The sequence below is a fragment of the Nocardioides sp. JCM 18999 genome (assembly GCF_055391175.1).
In genome coordinates this window covers 585430-605286 of sequence record NZ_AP043887.1, presented here as the reverse complement: position 1 = coordinate 605286, position 19857 = coordinate 585430, and the positions used below count along the sequence as shown (strand labels likewise).

Sequence of the window (19857 nt, the reverse complement as noted above, 5' to 3'; positions counted from 1 at the left end):
GAGCGCTCAGTCGCGCATGCCCTTGAGCCGGCGTCCGACCTCGACCTCGACCTCGCGCTTGGCGGTGCGCTCGGCGATCGACTGGCGCTTGTCCCAGGACTTCTTGCCCTTGGCCAGCGCGATCTCGACCTTGGCGCGGCCGTCCTTGAAGTAGAGCGAGAGCGGCACGACCGTCATGCCCTTCTCCGAGACCTGACGCTCGATCTTGGCGATCTCGATCCGGTGCAGGAGCAGCTTGCGCTTGCGGCGCGCGGTGTGGTTGGTCCAGGTGCCCTGGGAGTACTCGGGGATGTGGACGGCGTGGAGCCACGCCTCTCCCCCGTCGAAGTCGACGAAGCCGTCGACCAGCGACGCCCTCCCCTGCCGCAGCGACTTCACCTCGGTGCCCGTGAGCACGAGGCCGGCCTCGAAGGTGTCCTCGATCAAGTAGTCGTGGCGCGCCTTCTTGTTCTGGGCGATCATCTTCTGCCCCTGTTCGCGTGCCATTCGCCTAGTATCGCGTACGTCGCCCGCTCGACCGAAACGTTTATCCCCACCGGCGGGTGACACGGATGGACCGAGACACGAGCCCGGGGAGGCGCGGATGCGAGGCGAGGACGTCAAGCGCGACCTGGACCGGATCGTGCTGGATCACCTCCCGGTGCTCGCCGCGTACCTCGATCGCGAGGAGCGCTACCGGTTCGCCAACGAGACCTATGCCGCGTTCTTCGGCCGCACGGTGCGCGACATCATCGGGGTGCACATCGCCGACCTGCTCGGGCCGGTGCTCTACGCCGACGTGGCAGCGGAGATCCAGGGCGCCCTGGCCGGGGTGACCCAGGACTTCGAGCGGGTCGTCAACCCGCCGGGCGGACCTCGTCAGGTCCGCGTCCACTACCGACCCGACCTCCACGACGGGGTCGTCCACGGGTTCGTGATCCAGGTCCACGACGTCACGGAGCAGCACCAGGCCGCGTTGGCCCTGGCCCGTGCCGAGGAACGCTTCCGGATCCTCTTCCAGGCCGCACCGACGGCCACCCTGGTGACCGGGGCGAGCGGCACGATCGCGATGGCCAACGCGGCCGCGGCCACGCTGTTCGGCTTCGGCATCGAGGAGCTGGTGGGGCGACGCGCCGGCGATCTCATCCACCCCGACGAGTTCGGGTCCGCGACGGAGATCCGCCGCTTCCTCTCCGCGGATCCGCACGCGACGTACTCGGGGGAACGACGGTACGTGCGGGTCGACGGCACCGTGTTCTGGGCCCAGGCCGACATCACGATGATCGACGGCCCGGACGACTCCGACGTGCCCTACCTGCTCGCCCAGCTCCAGGACATCGGCGCCCGCAAGCGCTACCAGGAGCAGCTGGAGTTCCTCGCCGACCACGACTCACTGACCGGCCTGCTGAACCGGCGTGGCTTCCACAGCGCCCTGGAGTCGCAGGCCCAGCAGAATCGGTTCGACGACAGTGAGGCGGTCGTGCTCGTCCTCGATCTCGACGGGTTCAAGACGGTCAACGACCTCGGCGGCCACGCCGCCGGGGACCGCCTGCTGATCGATGTCGCCGACGCCCTGCGCGAGACCCTCGGCCCCGACGGCGTCATCGCGCGCCTGGGCGGGGACGAGTTCGCGATGCTGCTGCCCGGCTCTCTCGCCGCGGTGATGAGCTCCGCGGGTGCCGCCGTCGTGTCGGCGGTCAACCGGACCGCCGCCCCGCGGCACGGCCAGCCGGTCCACGGCATCACCGCGTCCGCGGGGATCGCCGCGTTCAGCGGTGCGATGACCGGGGACCGGGCCCTGGTCGCCGCCGACCAGGCGATGTACCGGGCCAAGAACTCCGGCCGGAACCGGCTCAGCCTCTGACCCGTCCCTGCCCTGGACCTGAAGGGCTCAGAGCACCGACTGCGGGTTGATCGCGGTGCCGTCCTTGAGCACGGTGAAGTGCAGGTGGCAGGCGGTCGACCACCCCGTCGTCCCGGCGAGCGCGACGGTCTCGCCGCGCGCGACCACCTGGCCCTCGCGGACCTTGTACTTCGAGATGTGGTTGTAGATGGCCGTGTAGTTGTGGCCGTTGATGTTGCCGAGGTCGAGGAACAGCCGGTTCCCCCAGACGTCGGAGTAGGTGATGTCGCTGACCCGGCCCGAGTCGACCGCGACCAGGGCGCGCCCGCACGGAGCGTGGAAGTCGTCGCCGTCGTGCAGGCCCCAGTAGCCGTAGATCGGGTGCTTGCGCCAGCCGTAGGGCGAGGTGATGTAGCTGTTCGCGACCGGCATCTGGAACATGCCGTCGAGGTCGCCGACGTTGCGGTTGCGGTCGGTCTTGGAGGAGGCGAGGATCTTCAGCTTGATCCGCTCCTGCTCGGCCTTGAGCGCGCGGAGCACGACCAGGTCGTGCGCCTTCTGCCGCGCCGCGACCTTGCGGGCGGCACTGGCCTTGGCCCGGGCCGTCGCGGCGACGGTCACCGAGGCCGCGACGGTGTCGCGGGCGGCGACGGCCTGCTGCTCGAGGCCCTGGACCACGATCAGGTGGTCGGCCGCCTCCTGAGCCTGGACGGCGACCTGCTTGGTCGCCTCACGGACCTGGTGGGCGCGCACGGTCAGCATCACCTCGGCGGCGGTCAGCTCGTCGTAGGAGGCGGCCTGGTGCGACACCACGGTGTCGGTGAGCTCCTGCTGGCGGGCGAGGTCCTCCGGCGAGGAGGCCTGCATCAGGGCAGCCAGCGCGAGCAGGCGCGGATCGCCGCCCTGCGCCAGGCTGATCATCGTCGACTCGACCTTCTTCCGCTGCTCGGCCGCAGCGGCCTTCCCGGTGGCCAGGTCGGTCTTCGACTGGGCGAGCCGGACCCGGGCCGCCGCGAGCGCGGCCTGCATCTTGGCGTCGGCGATCCGAGCTGCGGTCAGGGCCGCTTCGGCCTTCGTCAGCGCGGCCCGTGCCGCGACCAGCTTCGTCTGGGCCGTGGTCAGCACCGCGGTCGCCTGGGTCAGCGTGGCGGTGGCGGCAGCGAGCTCGTTGCTGGACTCCTCGAGGTCGGAGCCCACGCCGCGGATCTGCTGCTTGACCGCCTTCTGCTTCTTCTTCAGCCGGTCACCGTGGTCGCTCGCGGAGGCCCACGGCAACGCCGCGGGGTCGAGCAGGGGGAATGCCATCGCGCCGACGGTCATCGCCACCACCGAGGTGGCGGCGATCCGGCGACGGGTGGCGCTGGGGAAGGAGCGCACCGTGTTGCCTTTGTCCGGGGAAGTGAACCCCTCGACCGTAGACGGGCCAGCTCCCCTGCCCGGGTATTTGGCCTGCCGTGTCGCCAGCCTGTGAAGAACTCAGACCTTGAGGTAGCGGCGGGTCAGCAGGACGGTCGGCAGCAGCGTGAGGAGCGGCCCGAGGATCGCCACCACCGCGAGCGCCACCCCGAACTCCGGCCACTCCACCCAGAGGATGAAGTTCAGCTTCTCCGAGAGCGACTTCTGCACCACCCAGTGCATGAAGGCGGCCATCGTCGCCCCCGTCAGGGCGACACCGATGAGCGCGGTGACCAGGGCCTCGAGCAGGAAGGGCAGCGCGATGTAGAGCGTCGAGGCGCCGACCAGTCGCATGATCGCGATCTCGCGGCGCCGGGCGAAGGCGGCAAGGCGGATCGTGTTCGCGACCAGCAGCAGCGCCGCGATCACCAGGAAGCCGGCGATCGCCAGGGCGGCGTACTTCATCGCGTCGATCGTGTTGAGGATCGGTCCGACGACGCCGCGGAGGTCCTGGACGTGCGAGACCCCGTCGAGCCCGACGACGGCCTCCTTGACCGAGTCGGCCTGGTGCGGATCCTTGAGCGTGACCCAGTAGGACTCGGCCATCATGTCGACCGTCGCGACCGCGTTCGGTCCCTCGAACCGCTCGGGGCCGTAGAGCTCCTTGAGCTTCTCGAAGGCCTGCTCGCGGGTCTCGAGGTAGTACGACGCCACGTTCGGGTGGTCGTCGAGGACCTTCGCGATGGCGTCCTTCTGCGGGTCGGTGGCCGGGCCGGTGCACGACGGGTTGTCGTCGTTGGTGCGGCAGAGGTAGATCGTGATCTGGAGGGCGCTGCCCCACTGGTCCGAGGACTTCGTCGCCTGCTGGTTGAGCATGACGCCGAAGCCGACCAGGGTGAGGGAGACGAACAGGGTCAGGATGACCGCGATGTGCATGGACAGGTTGCGGCGCAGCCCCTGGCCGAGCTCGGTGAAGACATAGCGAAGTTGCATGGTGGGAATCTCCTGATCGGCGGCTAGACGCCGTAGCTGCCCTGGGCCTGGTCGCGCACGACCCGCCCGTCTCCGAGCTCGATCACCCGCTTGCGCATCTGGTCGACGATGCCAGCATCGTGGGTGGCCATCACGACCGTCGTCCCCGTGCGGTTGATCCGGTCGAGCAGCTTCATGATGCCCACGGACGTCGCCGGGTCGAGGTTTCCGGTCGGCTCGTCGGCGATGAGGATCATCGGACGGTTCACGAAGGCTCGTGCGACGGCGACGCGCTGCTGCTCCCCGCCGGAGAGCTCGTCCGGTAGCCGGTCGCCCTTGCCGTCGAGTCCGACCAGCTCGAGCGTCTCCGGGACGCGACGGACGATCTCGCTGCGGCTGTGCCCGGTCACCTGCATCGCGAAGGCGACGTTCTCGGTGACGGTCTTGTTCTGGAGCAGCCGGAAGTCCTGGAAGACGGTGCCGATCTGGCGACGCAGCCGAGGCACCTTCCACCCGGCCAGGCGGTTGATCTCCTTGCCGGCGACGTAGACGCGGCCCTCGGTCGGGCGGGCCTCGCGCAGGATCAGCTTGAGTGCCGTCGACTTGCCCGACCCGGACTGGCCGACCAAGAAGACGAATTCGCCCTTCTCGACGTCGACGGAGACGTTATCCAGCGCCGGCCGTCCGGAGCCCGGATAGGTCTTGGTGACCTTTTCGAAGCGAATCACCCGATCGAGGATAGGTGAGAGCGGGTTGAACCTCGGGATCCACGCCACCCTAGGCTCTCGACTGTGGTCCACCTGTCCGGCAGCGCGCGAACGTTCCTCCTCGCCGCACTCGCGTCGACCACGGTCGTGACGGTCGGCGTCCTGGTCGCGGCCCCGGTGACCCCCGCCGAACCGGCGCTGCCGAGCACCTTGGCCAGCCTGGACACGACCACGATGATCGTGCCGCGCGCCCCGTTCTGCGACCGGGTCCGGGCCGTCGACGTCACGGCCGCGCTGGGCGCGGCACCCACCCAGGCGACCGAGTGGGGCAACGGCGACACGCTGACGGTCGACGGCATCACCGACGTCGCGCACGAGTACGGATGCCGCTGGGAGGGAGCGACCGGCAGCGTGAGCGCCTGGGTGTTCGCTCCCCCGATCACGACCGACCGGGCGGCGACGCTGATCCAGTCGGCCGCAAGCGGCGACGGCTGCCGACCGACGTCGGGCGCCGCGGCCTTCGGCGCTCCGACCCTGGCCCAGGAGTGCGCCTCGACCACGCCCGATCGCACCGTCGCGAGCTATCGCGGTCTGTTCGGTGACGCCTGGGTGGTGTGCCAGCGCGACGCCGCGGCCGACCCGAACCTCGCCGACCGGTGGTGCGCGGCGGTCGGAACTGCCTTGTCCACCGCTCCGTAATCTGTAGTATTTAGGTTGTCTTTGATGACTACCTGGGAGCCGTCCGATGAGCGATGCCACCTCGACCACCGTCGCCAGCGTCCGCGGACTCCACCGTCGCCCCAGTGATCGCGGCGCCCTGCACGGGATCACCCTCGAGCTGCGCCGCGGCGACTTCATCGCCGTGATGGGCCGGCCCGGGGCCGGGAAGTCGACCCTGCTGCGCGCGATCGCCGGCGAGGACCGTTCCACCGGGAGCGGCGAGCTCACCGTCGCCGACCGACGGACCACGATCGGACCGGTCGTGCCGCGGGGCCTGCCGGCCGGGACCGACCTCGTCCTGGCCGATGACCCCTTCGCCGGCCAGGACCCGGCCACGCGGGCGCGGATGCACCTGCTGCTGCGCACCCTCTACGAGGCGAGCCGCCCCGCCGTCCTGCTGGTCACCCACGACGTCGACGAGGCGTTGGCACTCACCGATCGGGTCCTGGTCCTGGAAGCGGGCCGGATCCGGTCGTGGGTGGCCGTGCCACGGGCGCGTCGCGGGTCCGAGCAGTACGACGACGTACGAGCCCTGCTGGTCAGGGAGATCGGTCAGCGCGCAGCGCGGCGCGCTGCGACGGCCTGACCCGGATCAGTTGTCGGCGGCCTTGTCGGCGCCGCGGCGCCAGCGGATGCCGGCCTCGATGAAGTCGTCGATCTCGCCGTCGAGGATCGAGGCCGGGTTGCCGGTCTCGTGCCCGGTGCGCAGGTCCTTGACCAGCTGGTAGGGGTTGAGCACGTAGTTGCGCATCTGGTCGCCCCAGCTGGCGGCGACGTCGCCCTTGAGGTCCTTCTTGAGCGCCGCTTCCTCGGCCTTGCGCTTGGCGAGCAGCTTGGCCTTGAGCACCACCATCGCCGAGGCCTTGTTCTGCAGCTGCGACTTCTCGTTCTGGCAGCTGACCACGATGCCCGAGGGGATGTGGGTCAGCCGGACCGCGGAGTCGGTCGTGTTGACCGACTGGCCGCCGGGACCACCGGAGCGGAAGACGTCTACCCGGATGTCGTTCTCGTCGACCTCGATCTCGTCGGTCTGCTCGAGCTGGGGCACGACCTCGACGGCGGCGAACGACGTCTGCCGGCGGCCCTGGTTGTCGAACGGGCTGATCCGGACCAGGCGGTGGGTGCCGGCCTCGACCGACAACGTGCCGTAGGCGTAGGGCGCGTGGATGGCGAACTCGGCCGACTTGATCCCGGCCTCCTCGGCGTAGGAGACGTCGTAGACCTCGACGGGGTACTTGTGCCGCTCGGCCCAGCGCGTGTACATCCGCATCAGCTGCTCGGCGAAGTCGGCCGCGTCGACGCCGCCGGCGCCGGAGCGGATCGAGATGATCGCCTCACGGGCGTCGTACTCGCCGTTGAGGAGGGTCCGGACCTCGAGGCCCTCGACCTCCTTCTTCACCCGGGCGAGCTCGGCCTCGGCCTCGGCGAGGGTGTCGGCGTCGCCCTCCTCCTGGCCCATCTCGACGAGCACGCCGAGGTCCTCGACCCGGGCGTTGAGCTGCTCGAACCGCTCGACGTCGCCGTTGAGGACCGACAGCCGGCTGTTGACCTTCTGCGCGTTGGCCTGGTTGTTCCAGAACTCTGGGTTGGCCGACTGCTCGCTCAGGTCGGCGATCTCGTTCTTCATCGCCGGCAGGTCGAGGACCTGCTCGATGGTGTGCATGGTCGCAGCGAGCTGCTTGAGCTCCGCGTCGAAGTCGATGGCCACCTGCCTAGGCTACCGGCGGCGGTGGGACGGCCAGAAATGCACCGAGCCCGGCCCCTCGCGTGGAGGGGCCGGGCCGGAGCAGGCGTCAGCCGAGCGGGACGACGACGGTCGTGCCGGTGGTGGTGCCGACGAGCGTCACCGACGTCACCCCCGCCGGCACGGTGACGGTCACGGTCGCGCTTCCGTTGTCGTCGTAGGCCAGGCTGCTCACGCTGTTGTCCAGCGTGGCGGTGCCGAGGACGGTGGCACCGCCCCTGACCTCGAAGGTCGCGTCCTTGACCGCGGCACCGGCCAGGAGCCACGACTTCACGGTGAGCGTGAGCTGGTCACCGACCAGGGTCTTCGCGACCTCGACGGCGCGCTGGCTGTAGTCGACCGGGAGCGTGCTCGAGCCGGCGAACTCCTTGAGGTAGTCCACCATCGCGGAGAGGTCGATCTTGCCGGTGTCCTTCTTGTGGGTGCCGTTGGCGAACTCGCGGAAGTTGTCGCCGCCGGAGCCGAGGAAGGAGTTCACCGTGACGGAGTACGTCGTCGCCGGCTCGATCGGGACGCCGTCGAGCCACATGCCGGTCACCGTGCCCTTCGGGGTGCCGGGCTTCAGCGGGTCGTCGGCCTGTGTGTAGGTGTAGGTGAACCCCTGGGAGACCCCGAGCCGGAGGAACGGGCGGGTGGGCACGTTGCCGGCGGCGTCACGCTGCCACTGCTGCTCGAGCACCGTCTTGATCTGGGCGCCGGTGAGGTTCAGGTTGACCAACGTGTTGGCGAACGGCTGCACGGTGGCGGCCTGCTTGTAGGTCAGGTTCGCCGGGTCGCCCGTCGCCCCGGGCATGTCGGCCCGCAGGCCGCCCGGGTTCATGAAGGCGATCTGCGCCGCGCCGGACTCCGGGCTCTCGGTGGCCCAGCGCTGCACCTCGGCGACCAGGTTGCCCAGCGTCGACTCGCCACCGCGGTTCTCGGTGGCCGTGACGGTCTCGCTGCCGTTGCCGAGCTTGGCCCGGTCGAAGGTGCCGGCCAGGGAACCGACCTTGACCGTGCCGAGGACGTCAGCCTTCGCCTTGGCCGCGTCCATCAGGGCCTGCACGCCGGCGTCCGGCGGGAACGGCGGAGCCACCGCGGTGGACGCACGGGTGAGGTCGATGGTCGCGGTCTGCTGCGACCCGATCCGGCCCTTGTCGTCGATGCTGAGCAGCGTCTGGGTGATCTTCGTGCCGTACTGGCCGGCCGAGGTGACCGGACGCTTCGTCACGCCGTGGTTCTTGGCCGTCCAGCCGTAGACCGGGACCTCGCAGTTGTAGGCGAGGTGGGTGTGGCCGGAGACGATCGCGTCGACGTCCGTGCTGACGCCCCAGACGATCCGGCCGAAGTTGGAGGTGGTGTCGGTCGCGATCTTCGCGCAGTCGGTCGACTCCGAGCCCTCGTGCACGAGCAGCACGATCGCGTCGACGCCGGCCTGCTTGAGCTTGGAGGCCTCGGCGTTCACCGCCGCGGGGATCGACTCGACGTCGAGGCCCGCGATGCCCGAAGGGCTGACCAGCGACGGCAGGTCCTCGGTGACAGCACCGATGAAGCCGACCCGGTAGTCGTGGCAGGCAGCCGTCCGGGCGCGGGCGGCTGCGGCGGTCGCGGCGGCCTGCGCCGGCAGCGTCCGCTTCGCCGCGGCGAGCTGGCTCTTGAGCGTCCGCACGGTGCGTGCGTGCCGCTTCGCGGCCGCCTTCTGGTGGTTCTTCCTGGCCTTCTTGAGCTTCTTCTCCGCCGTGGCGAGCTGGGCGGTGAGGACCTTGATCCGGGCCGCGGTGGCGGCCTGCGCCTTCCCTGCGGCGGTGAAGGTCTTGGTCGCGTTGGCGCATCCGGTGGTGGAACGCCCCGTGCCGTTGATCCCGGAGAACGCCTTCACGTAGGACGGGTCGAGCAGCGGAGTGCCGGTGTCGTGCTTGACCACGTTGGCCGCGACGTAGGTCCACTTCGCGTTCTTGCCACCGTCGATCACCCGGTCGGTGAGGTCGGCGGCACCCTGGTCGAACTCGTGGTTGCCGGCCGCGGAGACGTCGAGGCCCGCGGCGTTGAGGGCATCGATCGTCGGCTGGTCCTTCTGGATGAAGGACTCGAAGGTCGAGGCACCGATCAGGTCGCCGGCGGCGGCGAAGACCGTGTTGGCCTGCTGCCCGCGCAGCGTCTTGACCGCTCCCGCGAGCTCGGCCGCTCCCCCGGCACTGGTGGTGCTGGTCGGGTCCTCGAGGATCCGACCGTGGAAGTCGTTGGTGGCGATCAGCTGGATCGTGTTGGCGCCGCTCGGGTCGAGGGGCTGGTCGATGACGGCGCCGGCCGGTGGGGCCAGGGTGATGCCGCCGACGGTGAGGGCCGAGAGGCCCAAGGCTGTGGCGATGCTCGCGGCGATGCCGCTCCGAGTGAGTCGCACGGATGATGCCTCTCTGTTCGCGACCGGTCCCCAGTGACCTGGTCGTTCGACGTTTCTTCGATCTATACCCAGATTCGGGCGGCCCAACCGTCGCCGCCGTCCGCACGGTCGATGTGAGAGCGAACCGGCCCCCGACGATCTCGATGGGGAGTGTCGGGGGCCGGTTCGGTTGTCGCTGCTCGGGCTACTTCCGGGCTGCCTTCTTCGCCTTCGCCAGCGCGGCCTTCTGCTTCTTCAGCTGCTTCTTCGCCGTGCTGAGCTTCTTGGTCAGCGCCTTGACCTTGGCCGACTTCTTCGCCTTCTTCGCGGCCTTGATCTGCGCCTTGAGCGAGGTGACCTTCGCCGTGGTCTGCTTCACCTTGGCCGCGGCCTTGATCACCGCCTGCTCAGCCTTGGTCGGGGGCGTGACGACCGGGGGCTTCACCACGTCGGCCGCGGCGATCGTCAGCGGGGCGCTGTCGACGACCTTGTCCTCGTAGCCGGCCACCGTCGCCACCGCACGGACCAGGATCTGCTTGCCCGCGTCGGCGGTCACCGGCGTGTACGGGCTCGGCGTGGCGGTCGGGGTCGCGAGGGGCGTGCCGCCGAGGACCCACTGGTAGGTGATCATCGCCGTCGGGGTGACCGCCAGGCTGGACGTCGGCGCGAGGGCGACGCCCACCTTGGCCTTCGTCCCGGCCGCGAGCGATCCCGTCACGGCGAGCGTCCCCCTCACCACGGTGGTCGCCGTCGAGGTGACCGTGCTGGCGTCGTAGTGGGCCAGCGAGCCGGTCGCCTTCACGGTGACCGCCTTCCCGAGGTCGGCAGCGGTCGGCGTGTAGCTGCCGAGCTGGGCCAGCGCCACCGGCCCGGCGCCGATCGGCGTCGTGCCGACGAACCACTGGTACGTCGTCGTGGTCGCTGCCGGCGTGAAGGCGAGCGTCCCCGCGGCGGCCGTCAGCGGGCTGCCCACGGCTCCCCCACCGCTGATCGCCGGAGCGCCGTCGGCGGCGAGCGCCGGGAACGCGGCGTAGAGGTGGCCCTCGCGGATGGAGTAGCCGCCGGTGTCGGCGTCGTCGGTCCACACCACCTCGACGAGGTGGTCGACGGCGGTGCTGCGCGGCTTGATCGCCATGCCCTCGTTGTTGAGGTTCGCCATCCCCGCCGGGCGGGCCAGGGAGTGCGCGACGGCGAAGTCACCGTTGCTCACCTGCAGCACGTTGTAGACGCCACCGCAGCTGTCGTCGCAGAGCGCCCACAGGGCCGAGCGCTCGGCGTCGAAGGTGACGTCCATCGCGAACGGGAACCCGGACTTCTCCACCTTGACCTCGACCGGGGCGGACCCGGCGGCGAGGGAGAAGAAGTGCAGGTCGCCGGTCTGCTCGACCGCGGTCACGTAGAGCCCGGCCGTCGGGTAGGCGGCGGCGGTGTACGCCGTCCCGTCGACCTTCCAGCCGGCGTCGACCAGGAAGCTGTCCGGGACGTAGGTGATGCCCTCGAGGCCGAGGTTGACCCCGGTGGTGATGAAGCTGTTGACGTCCCACTCGTGGGTGGCGGTGAGGTCGGTCGTGCCCGCGGTCACCGCGGAGACGTCGTACCGCTCGATCTTGTTGGACGAGATTCCGTTGTTGGAGTTGTCCCGCTCCGAGGTGACGTAGATCGATCCGTCGGGGGCAATGGTGAGGCCCTCGGAGTCGACCGCGCCGGTGCCGCTGGCGAAGTGCAGCTTCTTGCCCTCGGCCCAGCCGGCGACGTCGACGTACGTGCCGTTGACCTTGGTGAGCTTGTGCAGGGTGTTCTTGTTCTGCACGACCCAGAGGATGCTCGGGTCGGTCGGGTCGAAGACCGCACCGGAGGCGTCACCGTCGCCGTTGCCGTCGGCGTCACCGATCGTGGCGCCGTCGTCGACGGTGGTCACGCTCGACGGTCCGGGCCAGGTCTCGGTGCCGACCTGCGGGCAGGCGTTCTCGGCGCCGAAGGTGGCCTGCGGCGTCTCGACCATCGCGGTGGCGGTGCCGAACTCGCACCGGCTGTAGGAGGCGTTGCCGTCCTCGGTCCAGGTGAAGGTGTCCGAGGAGGCACCGACGGTGTTGAGCACGGTGACGGTGCCCGACGTCGTCAGCGTGACCGGCGAGGCGGTGTAGAGGCCGCCCGCCGCGACCGTGGTCGAGGCCGGCACGGTGAACGCGGTGCCCGCGGCGGTCTTGAACGTCCAGCCGGACAGGTCGACCGGGGTGGCGCCGAGGTTCTTGAGCTCGACCTTGCCGGCGGCGGCGGAGAGCTCGTTGATCTTGACCTTCTGCGCCACCGGGACACCGGCGGCGAGGGCCGCGGCGTTGTCCTGGGCGAGGGTCTGGAAGGTCACCTTCTGGAAGGTGTCGCCGCCGGGGGTGGTGGCGGCGAAGGAGGCCGAGCCCTGGTCGTTGGTGCCGGAGATGCCGGCCTGGCCGTCGGTGTAGGTGACCGTGTCAACCAGCTGCCGGGTCGCGGGGTCGCTGCCCGGGCCGTAGACCTTGACCGCGTCGCCCTCGCCCGAGAGTCCCTTCTTGGAGCTGAACGCGACGTAGCCGTGGCTCGGGATCACCGTGCTGGTCGCGGCGACCAGGGCGCCGGCGCCCGCGTTGGCCGTCGGGTCCCAGACCTTGAGGTCGGCCAGAGCGAGCTTGACGGCGTCGGCAGCCGCGCCGCTGTCGACCTGGTACCAGCCGTTGATGTCGACCGGGCTCGCGCCCGCGTTGTAGAGCTCGACGGCGTCGGCGAAGGGAGCGCCGAACTGGCCGGCGTTGAGCGAGGAGACCTCGTTGATCTCGATGTCGTTCCAGTTCGGGTCGAGCGTCGGCTCCTCCGAACCGCCGCCGCCGTCGCCGCCGGGGAAGGCGTTGACCGCACCCGGCGTCTGGGTGGCGCCGTTCTTCCACAGCCCGGTGCCGGGCGCGAGCCGGGAGAACGTGTTCGCGTGCTCGTCGGGCAGGAGCCCCTTGAAGGTGGTCGAGACCAGGGTGCCGTCGGGCTTGGAGAGGAAGACCCAGTCGGTCTTGTTCAGCCCGAAGCCGGACTTGGTGCCGTTGCTGGCGGGAAGGTAGCTGAACCCGGCCGGGATCTCCGCGTCGGTGAGCTCCGTCTCCGCCGCGAGGTAACCGCCGGCGGGGATCGTGGCCGACGCACCACCGAGCGTCACCTTGTCGGCGGCCGTCGGCGCACCGGCGCCGTCGGTGACGTACCACCCGGAGAGGTCGATCGGGGCTGAGCCGCCGTTGTAGATCTCGACGTAGTCGTGCAGGCCGGCGGTCGTGGTGCCGGCGCCGTCGGAGTAGTACTCGTTGAGCGTGACAGCCGCCTCGGCGGTGGTGAGCGTGTTCGGCCCACCCGGCGTCGCGGCGCTCGAGACGGCGAAGGCACCGCTGCCGTCGGGCGAGCGGCCCCAGCTCGGCGCGCGGTGCGCGGTCCAGACGTAGCTGTCGATCACGGTGGTGCCGTCGGGCGCGATCAGGTTCGCCTCGTCGGCCGCACCCAGACCGAACCCGTGCGGCAGTGCCGTGGCGACGTCGGTGTAGACGACGGCGTACCCCTGCGGCGCGATCTTGCCCGTCAGCGCGATGTCGTCCTCGGCGAGGGTCTTGCTGTCCTTGAGGTGGTAGCCGGTGAGGTCGACCGGCGCCGTCCCGGAGTTGTAGAGCTCGATGAAGTCGCCGCCGGCGTAGCCGTTGGAGCTGACCTCGTTGATCACGACGCTGCCCAGCGCACCGGCCGGGTCGGCCGCGCGAGCGGGGCTGGCGACAGCCAGGACGGAGAGGCCGGTCAGGCCGAGTGCACCGGCCGCGACAGCGGCAACGGCACGGAAGGGAGAAGTCACGTCAGGGGTCCTCTGGAGACGGCGATGGGCAACGTCGACCAACATCCCGAGGTCACGCGAACGGCAGGTGAATCGCAGGGCACGGTGGACCGAACCTCACACGGACGCACGGATCCCTCACGGATGCATAGCCAGCCGGTCCGCTCCGCCCTAGATTGACCGTCATGGCCGTGGACTCCGAACAGGTTCGTGCCGGTTACGCCTTCGAGGGAGCTGCGCTCGAGCTCGGCGGCCTGATGCTCGATGCCACCGAGCTGAGCGACGTGCACGTGCGGATCCCGCTGGGCATGCTCAACCGGCACGGCATCGTCGCCGGGGCCACCGGCACCGGGAAGACCAAGACGCTGCAGCTGCTGGCCGAGCAGCTGTCAGCGGCCGGGGTGCCGGTCTTCGCCGCCGACATCAAGGGCGACCTGTCCGGGATCTCGACGCCCGGGGAGACCAACGACAAGATCACCGCGCGGGCGGCTTCGGTCGGGCAGACCTGGACGGCCACCGGCTTCCCCGTGGAGTACTTCGCCCTGGGCGGCAAGGGCACCGGCATTCCGCTGCGCGCGACGATGACGAGCTTCGGTCCGACGCTGCTGAGCAAGGTGCTCGGCCTCAACGACACCCAGGAGTCCTCGCTCGGGCTGGTCTTCCACTACGCCGACAAGGCCGGCCTGCCGCTGCTCGACCTGGCCGACCTGCGGGCGGTCGTCCACCACCTGACGTCGGAGGAGGGCAAGGCCGACCTCAAGGAGCTGGGCGGTCTCTCCTCGGCGACCGCCGGGGTGATCCTGCGCGAGCTGATCACCTTCGAGGACCAGGGCGCCGACGCGTTCTTCGGCGAACCCGAGTTCGACACCAGCCACTTCCTCCGTACGTCGGCCGAGGGGCTCGGCATCATCTCGCTGATCGAGCTGCCCGACCTGCAGGACCGCCCGGCCCTGTTCTCCACGTTCCTGATGTGGCTGCTGGCCGACCTGTTCCACGACCTGCCCGAGGTCGGCGACACCGACAAGCCGAGCCTGGTGTTCTTCTTCGACGAGGCCCACCTGCTGTTCGCCGACGCCTCGACCGAGTTCCTGTCCGCGATCGCCCAGACCGTGCGGCTGATCCGGTCCAAGGGCGTCGGCGTCTTCTTCGTGACCCAGTCGCCGACCGACGTCCCGGACGAGGTGCTGGCCCAGCTCGGTTCCCGGATCCAGCACCAGCTGCGCGCCGCGACCCCCAACGACGCCAAGGCCCTCAAGGCCACGGTCAACACCTACCCGACCTCCTCGTACGACGACCTCGGCTCCGTGATCCTCTCGCTCGGCATCGGCGAGGCGATCGTGACCGTGATGAACGAGCGCGGTGCCCCGACGCCGGTGGCGTGGACCCGGCTCCGGGCGCCCGAGTCCCTGATGGGGCCTGCTGATCCGGCGGCGATGGACGCCACCGTGACCGGATCGCCGCTCTACGCGACGTACTCGGAGGTGATCGACCGGGAGTCGGCGCGCGAGCTGTTGATCGCCAAGGTGGAGGCGGGCGCCGCGTCGGCCGAGAAGGAGGCCGCCACACCGAAGGCAGAACCGAAGGCTGCCCCCAAGGCCAAGCCGCGCGCGGCCAAGGAGTCGGACACCGTGGTCGAGCAGGTGCTGAAGTCGTCGGCCGCCAAGCAGTTCGCCCGGACCGCGGCCTCCGAGATCGCGCGCAGCCTGTTCAAGATCGGGCGCCGCAAGTAAGGCTCAGGGGTCGACGCTGACGGTGGCGGCACCGTGCCCGGTGACGCGAGGACTCGACGGACCGCCGGGGATGTCGAGCGGCAGGTCGAGCGGGGCACGCACCATGACCCGGACGCGGTCGCCGTTGACGGCCACCGCGAAGGTGAGGCCGGGGAATCCGGCTCCGACGCGACGCAGGTAGTCGCTCACCGCCTCGCGGGCGGTCGCCGCGTCGAGTCGCAGCCGCGAGCCGAGGCCGTCGCGGTAGACCTCGGTCCCCTCCGCGCCACGGTCCGCAGCGTGCAGGGCCGCGCCCTCGGCGAGGTTGTCCAGGGACTGTCGCCGGAGCCAGGCGGCGGAGGCGTCGACCACGACCGCGGCCGCCAGGAGCAGGATCGTGGTGAACCCGATGATCAGCGGGATCGTCGAACCCCGCTGCTCACCGCTCCTCATCGGGACGCTCCTGGTACTGGCCGACGGGCACCGCGTGCACGGCGGTGACGGAGAAGCTCGGATCCCCCAACCCCATCCATGCGGGCAGCCACGGTAGACCGACCCGGGTCGCCAGCCGCACCGTGACCACCGACGTCCCGGCATGGCACTGGCGGGGATAGGGAGTGCAGGAGATCGTCAGATCCACCGGCCGGCCGGGATCGTGCTGGTCGGCCAGGGCGATGCGGGTCGCCTGGCGCGCCCGCCGCTCCCCCTCCGCGTCGTCGGCGGCCAGCACGTAGGCACGACCCGCCGATCGGGCGGCGCTGGTCAGGGCGAAGGTGGCCCGTTGGACGTCGAAGACCGCCAGCACCAGCCAGAGGGTCGGAATCATCAGCAGCACGGCCAGCCAGCTGAACTCGACCAGCGCACTCCCCCGTTGGTTCATCCCGGCTCCTGGACGGCGTGACCCTGGATGGTCAGGTCGACCGCCGGACCCGCCACCCCGAGCGCCGGAACACGGGCGTGCACCGTCACCTCGACCGTCGGGACGCCGTCGAGGATGACGCGCGCGACCCGGACGTCCTCGGTGTAGTGGCCGGCCAGCACGCCCCGGACCTCCTCGCGGGTGCGCACGACGGCCGTACCCAGGTCAGCACCGGAACCGGCCCCGGCGCGGGCACCCTCGGCCGCCGCGCTCGCCAAGGCGTTGCGGACGTAGAGCACCAGCGAGACCTGGACGATCCCCAGGAAGAGCGGCACGAGCAGCAGCAGGATCAGGACGAAGTCGACGACCGCTGCACCGCGCGCGCCGAACCGCCTCACGAGACCTTGGAGAGGGCGCTGTTGAGCAGACTGCGGAGCTGGTCGTCAGCGATCGAGTAGAGCGCCGCGACCAACCCCGCGGTCATCACCGTGACCAGCACCCAGCCCGGCACGTCGCCTCGTTGAGATCGACTCCGGGTCTGAGCCCGGTGGAGCAGCCGGCTGACAAACAGGTACGAGACTGTCGCCACGACAGGTCTCCCTTCCCGAGTTGGAGTCCTTTTCAGCACCTTAGGTCCGGCTCCTCGCCGCTTGCCATACCCGAACGAGGGGGCTGTGGAAACGGGCGTCAGCCGGCGATCACCTGGAGGCCCAGCAGCCCCGGCCAGAACGCGAACAACACGGTCACCGGCAGCACCAGGAAGACCACAGGGATCATCATCAGCACCTCCTTGCGAGCCGCGATCTCGATCAGATCCCGTCGTCCGGCCTCCCGGACATCGGCCGCCTGCGCGTGCAGCACGTCAGCCAGCGGCGTGCCGCGTTCCAGCGCCACCGCCAGCCCGGCGGAGAAGCGGGCCACGATCGGGAGCCCGGTGCGCGCCGCGAGTGCGTCGAAGGCCTGCGCGACCGGCACCCCCGTGCGGGCATCGGCCAGCACCCGGCCGAGCTCGACGGTGAACTCACCGCCCGTGCGGCGGACGACCCGCTCGAGCGCGACCACGGGGCTCTCGCCGGCGCTGACGGCCAGGGCGAGCAGCTCGGCGATCGTCGGGAACTCGGCCAGCATCCGCCGCTCGCGGGTGCGCACCTGGGAGGTGAGCCAGTGGTCACGGGCCAGGACGCCGCCGAAGAAGGCGGCGGCACAGACCAGCAACGACGGCACCAGCGCCGACGGCGCGGCCAGGGTGCGCAGCAACGCCCAGACGGTCGCCACGCCGAGGGCCAGGACACCCCAGACCACTTGGTCGATCCGGAACTCGTGCACCGTCCGATCCAGGCCGGCGCGCTCGAGCCGTCGTCGTACGGAGGCCGAACCGCCGAGCAGGCCGTCCAGCATCCCGGCGGCGCGCGGGATCAGCGCGGTCGGGACAGCGCCGGTGGCGCCGATCTCGGGGACCCACGGGGCGACCCGGCTGCGCAGGCTCGGACGCACGATCGCCTTGACCCGCGCCAGCACCAGGACGAGCGCCATCCCGACCACCGCTCCGAGCAGAGCGCCCAGGGGGCTCATGCCAGGATCCGTTCCTCGACCGGCAGCCGACCGATCCGCATCATCGCGCGATAGGCGATCAGGCACAGCCCTGCGCCGACGACCAGGACGATCACGCCGCCCGGGGTGGCGTAGCGCTGGATCACGTCGGACTGGAAGGACATCAGCAGCAGCACCACCCACGGCGCGGCGACCGCGAGGCGTGCTCCGTTCACGGTCCAGGCCTGCCGGGCCTCCAGCTCCGACCGCGTGCGGGCGTCGTCACGCAGGTAACCCGAGAGGTGTCGCAGGAGTCGGCCGAGCTCGCCACCTCCGACCTCGCGGGCGATCCGCAGCCCCTCCACCACCCGGTCCCCCACAGGATCGGCCAGCCGTTCCTTCAACCGGTCCAGCGCCTCCCCGAAGCGACCGGTGACCTGGAAGTCGAGGGCGAACTCGGCGAAGGCCGGGCGCAGCGGTTCGGGTCCACGTTCGGCCAGCGCAGCCACGGCCTCGGGCAGCGAGAGCCCGGCCCGAACCGCCGAGGCCAGGTTGTCGACCGCTTCGGGCCACACGTCGGCGAACTCCCGTTGTCGGCGGCGCACCCGACCGTTGAGCCAGCCCCAGGGCAGGTAGCCGGCCATCAGCCCGAACGCGATCGCCACCGGCGCGGTCTCCGAGACCACGTGCACGACGAGTGCGGCCATCGCCCCGCATCCCACGCACACCAGCACGAAGGCGCCCGGTCGGACCTGACCCATCCCCGCACGGGTGAGGGTGGTCGACAGTCGGCGGGACCGAGGGGAAGTCGGTCGCGACGAGGTCGGCAGCGCGAACGCGCTCCAGCACAGCAGCAGCCCCAGGCCGGTGGTCAGACCGAGGAGGGTGCCCATCTCACTCCGCCTCCTGGAGCAGTCGGTGGACGTCGACCCCGATCCGCGCGAACCGTTCGGGGCGGGGAACCTCGCTGCCCCGCCGTTCCAGGCCGGCCTGGCCGCGGTCGAAGAGCGTCGCGGTCTCGATGGTGTCTCCCTCGACCCGTCCCGACACGGCCACGATCTCGTTGACGGTCCGACGCCCGGCCGCGTCGATCCCGAGGTGCACGACGAGGTCGATCGCGGAGGCGATCGTGGGGACGACGAAACGGGCCGAGATGTTCTCCCCGGCCAGCAGCGGCAGAAGTCCGAGCTTCCCCAACGCCTCACGGGCGGAGTTGGCGTGCAGGGTGCACATCCCGGGGACGCCGGAGTTGAGCGCGAGGAGGAGGTCGAGCGCCTCGGCCGCCCGCACCTCACCGACGATGATCCGGCTGGGTCGCATCCGGAGTGCCTCCTTGACCAGGTCGCGCAGGGTGACCTCTCCCGTCCCCTCGAGCCCGGGCTGGCGGCACTGCAGGGCCACCCAGTCCGGGTGCGGGAAGCGCAGCTCCCACACCTCCTCGGCGCTGATCACCCGCTCGCCTCCGGGGATGCTCGCGGCCAGGCTGTTGAGCATGGTGGTCTTCCCGGTCTGGGTTCCTCCGGCGACGAGGATGTTCAGTCCGGCTCGGACGCTGGCCTCGAGGAACGCTGCGGCGGCCACGGTCAGGCTGCCCAGCTCCACGAGGTCACGCAGCCGCGAGGCGCGGAGGACGAACTTGCGCACGTTGACCGCCGCGAAGTCACGGCTGATCCCCTCCAGCACGACGTGCAGGCGGTGACCGCCGGGCAGCATCGCGTCGACGAAGGGTTGGGAGAGGTCGATGCGACGGCCGGTCGTGGCGAGCATCCGCTCGACGAGCTCGTCGACCTGCTCCCGCCGCAGGATCACGTTGGTCAGCTCGTGTCGGCCGGCGCGGGCGACGAAGACCCGGTCGGGGGCGTTGATCCAGATCTCCTCGACCGACTCGTCCTGGAACAGCGACTGCAACGGACCGAATCCCGCGATCCGTGCCACCAGCTCGCTGGTCACCTCGCCCGCATCGCTCAGCGAAGCCACGGCTCCCGTCATCGCCCGCTGGTCGTGCTCGGCGACGACGGTGTCGACGATGCGCCGGACGGCGAGGTGGTCCTGGTGCGGGTCGACGCCGGCCCGTCGGACGCGCTCGCGCACCGATGCGTCCAGCCCTTCGATCACGTCACGATCGGCATGGCCGAGGTCGGAACCGCTGAGCCCGCTGCTGAGGTCCGTGCTGAGGCCGGGTGACATCCCCATGCGGATCTCCCTTCC

General features: G+C 70.5%; 17 protein-coding genes. 4 read left to right on the top strand and 13 right to left on the bottom strand.

Going from position 1 to position 19857, the window contains the following annotated elements:
- Window positions 1-6: 6 nt before the first annotated feature.
- Window positions 7-486 (bottom strand): SsrA-binding protein SmpB, encoded by a 480-nt coding sequence (smpB, locus tag ACZ5J1_RS02885; RefSeq protein WP_464562338.1) that lies wholly within the window; start codon window positions 484-486, stop codon window positions 7-9.
- Window positions 487-583: 97 nt separating this feature from the next.
- On the opposite strand from smpB, the gene ACZ5J1_RS02880 reads away from it, so the two are divergent.
- Window positions 584-1843: a sensor domain-containing diguanylate cyclase gene (locus ACZ5J1_RS02880; RefSeq protein WP_464562336.1), complete on the top strand. Its 1260-nt coding sequence runs from the start codon at window positions 584-586 to the stop codon at window positions 1841-1843.
- 27 nt (window positions 1844-1870) lie between these two features.
- Here ACZ5J1_RS02880 and ACZ5J1_RS02875 read toward each other — a convergent pair whose 3' ends face one another.
- The 3 genes from ACZ5J1_RS02875 to ftsE all read right to left on the bottom strand — a co-directional run bounded on the left by ACZ5J1_RS02875 (window position 1871) and on the right by ftsE (window position 4917).
- Window positions 1871-3199 carry a M23 family metallopeptidase gene (locus tag ACZ5J1_RS02875; protein WP_464562334.1) on the bottom strand — a complete coding sequence of 443 codons (1329 nt, stop codon included), beginning with the start codon at window positions 3197-3199 and terminating at the stop codon, window positions 1871-1873.
- Window positions 3200-3298: 99 nt separating this feature from the next.
- Window positions 3299-4210 (bottom strand): permease-like cell division protein FtsX, encoded by a 912-nt coding sequence (ftsX, locus tag ACZ5J1_RS02870; RefSeq protein ID WP_464562332.1) that lies wholly within the window; start codon window positions 4208-4210, stop codon window positions 3299-3301.
- Between the two features lie 23 nt (window positions 4211-4233).
- The gene (ftsE, locus tag ACZ5J1_RS02865) at window positions 4234-4917 is read right to left on the bottom strand and encodes a cell division ATP-binding protein FtsE (RefSeq protein WP_464562331.1); all 684 of its coding nucleotides are present in this window, start codon (window positions 4915-4917) and stop codon (window positions 4234-4236) included.
- A 63-nt stretch (window positions 4918-4980) separates the two neighbouring features.
- Between ftsE and ACZ5J1_RS02860 the strand changes: the two genes are divergently transcribed.
- Entirely contained in the window at window positions 4981-5595 is a 615-nt protein-coding gene (locus ACZ5J1_RS02860; protein WP_464562329.1) for a hypothetical protein, read from the top strand.
- 46 nt (window positions 5596-5641) lie between these two features.
- Window positions 5642-6202 carry an ATP-binding cassette domain-containing protein gene (locus ACZ5J1_RS02855; RefSeq protein ID WP_464562328.1) on the top strand — a complete coding sequence of 187 codons (561 nt, stop codon included), beginning with the start codon at window positions 5642-5644 and terminating at the stop codon, window positions 6200-6202.
- 6 nt (window positions 6203-6208) lie between these two features.
- Here ACZ5J1_RS02855 and prfB read toward each other — a convergent pair whose 3' ends face one another.
- The 3 genes from prfB to ACZ5J1_RS02840 all read right to left on the bottom strand — a co-directional run bounded on the left by prfB (window position 6209) and on the right by ACZ5J1_RS02840 (window position 13572).
- Window positions 6209-7279, bottom strand: a complete 1071-nt coding sequence (gene prfB / locus ACZ5J1_RS02850; protein ID WP_464564686.1) for a peptide chain release factor 2 — start codon at window positions 7277-7279, stop codon at window positions 6209-6211.
- A gap of 130 nt (window positions 7280-7409) precedes the next feature.
- Complete coding sequence (locus tag ACZ5J1_RS02845) at window positions 7410-9740, bottom strand: bifunctional metallophosphatase/5'-nucleotidase (protein ID WP_464562326.1); 2331 nt, start codon at window positions 9738-9740, stop codon at window positions 7410-7412.
- Window positions 9741-9924: 184 nt separating this feature from the next.
- Entirely contained in the window at window positions 9925-13572 is a 3648-nt protein-coding gene (locus ACZ5J1_RS02840) for a lamin tail domain-containing protein (RefSeq protein ID WP_464562325.1), read from the bottom strand.
- A gap of 164 nt (window positions 13573-13736) precedes the next feature.
- Between ACZ5J1_RS02840 and ACZ5J1_RS02835 the strand changes: the two genes are divergently transcribed.
- Window positions 13737-15281: a helicase HerA-like domain-containing protein gene (locus tag ACZ5J1_RS02835; protein WP_464562323.1), complete on the top strand. Its 1545-nt coding sequence runs from the start codon at window positions 13737-13739 to the stop codon at window positions 15279-15281.
- 3 nt (window positions 15282-15284) lie between these two features.
- Here ACZ5J1_RS02835 and ACZ5J1_RS02830 read toward each other — a convergent pair whose 3' ends face one another.
- From ACZ5J1_RS02830 to ACZ5J1_RS02805, 6 genes are all read right to left on the bottom strand, one after another.
- Window positions 15285-15713 (bottom strand): pilus assembly protein TadG-related protein, encoded by a 429-nt coding sequence (locus ACZ5J1_RS02830; RefSeq protein WP_464562321.1) that lies wholly within the window; start codon window positions 15711-15713, stop codon window positions 15285-15287.
- On the bottom strand, window positions 15700-16140 hold the full coding sequence (locus tag ACZ5J1_RS02825; RefSeq protein ID WP_464562320.1) for a TadE/TadG family type IV pilus assembly protein: 441 nt from the start codon (window positions 16138-16140) through the stop codon (window positions 15700-15702). Before ACZ5J1_RS02825 ends, ACZ5J1_RS02830 begins: the two co-directional genes overlap by 14 nt.
- Window positions 16137-16517, bottom strand: coding sequence for a TadE/TadG family type IV pilus assembly protein (locus tag ACZ5J1_RS02820; RefSeq protein ID WP_464562318.1), 381 nt, complete (start codon window positions 16515-16517; stop codon window positions 16137-16139). The genes ACZ5J1_RS02825 and ACZ5J1_RS02820 overlap by 4 nt, the downstream gene beginning before the upstream one ends.
- Before the next feature lie 289 nt (window positions 16518-16806).
- A complete protein-coding gene (locus ACZ5J1_RS02815; RefSeq protein WP_464562316.1) occupies window positions 16807-17691 on the bottom strand; it encodes a type II secretion system F family protein in 885 nt (294 codons plus the stop codon).
- On the bottom strand, window positions 17688-18542 hold the full coding sequence (locus tag ACZ5J1_RS02810; protein ID WP_464562314.1) for a type II secretion system F family protein: 855 nt from the start codon (window positions 18540-18542) through the stop codon (window positions 17688-17690). The genes ACZ5J1_RS02815 and ACZ5J1_RS02810 overlap by 4 nt, the downstream gene beginning before the upstream one ends.
- A gap of 1 nt (window position 18543) precedes the next feature.
- Window positions 18544-19842: a CpaF family protein gene (locus tag ACZ5J1_RS02805; RefSeq protein ID WP_464562312.1), complete on the bottom strand. Its 1299-nt coding sequence runs from the start codon at window positions 19840-19842 to the stop codon at window positions 18544-18546.
- Window positions 19843-19857: the final 15 nt, after the last annotated feature.

Bases quoted from the DNA above. Each gene is read 5' to 3' on its own strand.
- smpB (WP_464562338.1), bottom strand. From the start codon at position 486: ATGGCACGCGAACAGGGGCAGAAGATGATCGCCCAGAACAAGAAGGCG.
- ACZ5J1_RS02880 (WP_464562336.1), top strand. From the start codon at position 584: ATGCGAGGCGAGGACGTCAAGCGCGACCTGGACCGGATCGTGCTGGAT.
- ftsX (WP_464562332.1), bottom strand. From the start codon at position 4,210: ATGCAACTTCGCTATGTCTTCACCGAGCTCGGCCAGGGGCTGCGCCGC.
- ACZ5J1_RS02855 (WP_464562328.1), top strand. From the start codon at position 5,642: ATGAGCGATGCCACCTCGACCACCGTCGCCAGCGTCCGCGGACTCCAC.
- prfB (WP_464564686.1), bottom strand. From the start codon at position 7,279: ATGCACACCATCGAGCAGGTCCTCGACCTGCCGGCGATGAAGAACGAG.
- ACZ5J1_RS02835 (WP_464562323.1), top strand. From the start codon at position 13,737: ATGGCCGTGGACTCCGAACAGGTTCGTGCCGGTTACGCCTTCGAGGGA.
- ACZ5J1_RS02830 (WP_464562321.1), bottom strand. From the start codon at position 15,713: ATGAGGAGCGGTGAGCAGCGGGGTTCGACGATCCCGCTGATCATCGGG.
- ACZ5J1_RS02825 (WP_464562320.1), bottom strand. From the start codon at position 16,140: ATGAACCAACGGGGGAGTGCGCTGGTCGAGTTCAGCTGGCTGGCCGTG.
- ACZ5J1_RS02815 (WP_464562316.1), bottom strand. From the start codon at position 17,691: ATGAGCCCCCTGGGCGCTCTGCTCGGAGCGGTGGTCGGGATGGCGCTC.
- ACZ5J1_RS02810 (WP_464562314.1), bottom strand. From the start codon at position 18,542: ATGGGCACCCTCCTCGGTCTGACCACCGGCCTGGGGCTGCTGCTGTGC.
- ACZ5J1_RS02805 (WP_464562312.1), bottom strand. From the start codon at position 19,842: ATGGGGATGTCACCCGGCCTCAGCACGGACCTCAGCAGCGGGCTCAGC.